The 1988-nt window shown below is 71.6% G+C and carries 2 protein-coding genes and 1 pseudogene; all 3 read right to left on the bottom strand.

The window, feature by feature from the left end; genetic code table 11:
* Nucleotides 1-36 precede the first annotated feature (36 nt).
* Nucleotides 37-945, bottom strand: a complete 909-nt coding sequence (locus G6019_RS15595; protein ID WP_182613331.1) for a DUF5926 family protein — start codon at nucleotides 943-945, stop codon at nucleotides 37-39.
* A 42-nt stretch (nucleotides 946-987) separates the two neighbouring features.
* Entirely contained in the window at nucleotides 988-1800 is an 813-nt protein-coding gene (locus G6019_RS15600; protein ID WP_182613330.1) for a glycerophosphodiester phosphodiesterase, read from the bottom strand.
* A 3-nt stretch (nucleotides 1801-1803) separates the two neighbouring features.
* Nucleotides 1804-1988 (bottom strand): annotated as a pseudogene (locus G6019_RS15605) (DUF4328 domain-containing protein); the annotation flags it as partial.

Consider the following 1988-nt stretch of genomic DNA (forward strand, 5'->3'; position numbering starts at 1 on the left):
ACCGGGGGTCCGTGCCGGTCTGGGATCGGCGCCCGGTCAGCGCAGGGTGACCTGGCGTGCCCGGAGACCGTCCCGCGAGGCGCGCTCGTCGGAGCTGAGCGGGCCGTCCTTCGCCAACGCCTCAGCCAGTCGCGCGTCGAGTTCGAGTAGTCCCGGCGCCCACTCCTGGTGGTGCATCTCCGGGTCCAGGTCGAACACCGGCACGAGCACCCCGTGGGTGCGGAAGGACCCCGCGAAACGCGACCCATCGCCCAGGTGGAGGCCGCCGGCGGAGTGCACGCGCGCGAGGGCCTCGAACAGCGCGTCCTCGTCCTCCGGCCGCACCCACCGGATGTGGGCCTTCTCGCCCGCGTCGACCCACCAGGCGGCCTCGATGCCGTCCGCCGCGACCCGGGCCGAGGGCATCATGACCTCGTCGGCGTTCTTGATCGCCTGCGCGATCTCGGGACGGACCTGGGCTCCCTCGGCGAGCCACCACGAGAAGTCTCCGTGCACCACGATCTCCAGCGGCGCGTCCTTGACCACGACGTCCTCCAACGCCGGGGTGGACTCGTCCGGATGGGAGGTGTTCAGCGTCTCACCGCCCCCTGCGCGAGAGGCCCAGTCCACCGCGTACGCCAGGTCGGCCGCCGGATCGGGCCCGTGGACCTGGACCTGCAGACCCACCATGGCCTCGCCGCCCAGCTCCTCGTCACGCACCAGTCCGGCGATGGCGCCGGGCAGGACGGTCGCCAGGGTGATCTCGCGCTTCTGGCTACTGGTGGTCAGCCGCGCGGTCGCCGACGGAACGAACTCGCGCATGGCGACCATGTCGCACTCCCCCGCGAACCCCGCGAAAGGCCTGGGCTGGGTGCTCAGTTCCTCACGCTCGGCCGCGCGAGCGGCGATCTTGGCCTGGCGGTTGCCGCCGGACTTGGGCTCATTATGGCGCTGACGTCTACCCACGGGCACAACGATACGGTGCGTCAGCGCGGCCCGTCCGGCGGGTCAGGAACTGCGGGCGGGCCCGTCCAGGACGGCTCGGGCACGTGACGGGACGTTGGTCGCCACCCACTCCACGCCGAGGTCGCGACACAGGAGCATGTCGGCCGGGTCGTCGACGGTCCAGCAGTAGGTGCCCATCCCCCGCGACCTCCAGTAGTCGACCAGCCAGGGACGCGCACGGAGTGCCCCGATGCTGGGGCCCATCAACTGGGCGCCGAACCCCTCGGCCGGCCACGACTTGAGGACGTTGCCCCGCTCGCGCAGCTGCACCGTCGGAACCTGCGGGGCCAACTGCCGGAACCGTCGTACCGCCATCACGGAGAAGCTCATCATGAGCGCCCGGGACTCGGCGTGCGAGGCGGGGCGATCCAGCCCGAAGTACCTCAGCTCGTCCCGGAGCGCGACCTCGACCCGACCACCGGTGGGCACGGGGTGCTTGGTCTCCAGGAACAACTTCACGTGCGGGTACGCCTCGGCCATGACGAGAAGACTGCGCAGGGTGAGAAGCGGCTCGGACCTGCGGTGCACCGGGTGCCAGGAGCCGAGGTCGAGGGTCGACAACTCGTCGAGAGTGGTGGAGTGGACCCACAGGTCGCGGTCCGCCACGCGTGCGGTCCGCGGGTCATGGAGGAGCACGGGGACTCCGTCCGCGGTGAGCCGTACATCCACCTCGAGCGCCGTCGCGCCCTGTTCGAGGGCTTTCTCATAGGCGACGAGCGTGAGTTCCGGATACTCGGCCGACGCCCCCCGGTGGGCGACGACCCTGCTCCCGGTGGACACCGTGGACCTCGGATGTGTGGTCGCGGGGACCGTCACGTCTCACTCCTCTCGAGCCGGGGACGCGTTCACGATCCCCCGCGGGAGAAGCCGGTGGGTGAACCGCGGGGGAGGCTCGTCGAAACTCCGCATGACGGTTCGGGTCTCCCTCGCGGCCCACACCGCGGCCGCCGCCGCGAGCGCGGTGAGGAGCACCGTGTCCGCCGCGGCCTGCGGGCCCTGCCCCG

Source organism: Dietzia sp. DQ12-76 (assembly GCF_014145045.1).
In the GTDB taxonomy this organism is placed as follows: domain Bacteria; phylum Actinomycetota; class Actinomycetes; order Mycobacteriales; family Mycobacteriaceae; genus Dietzia.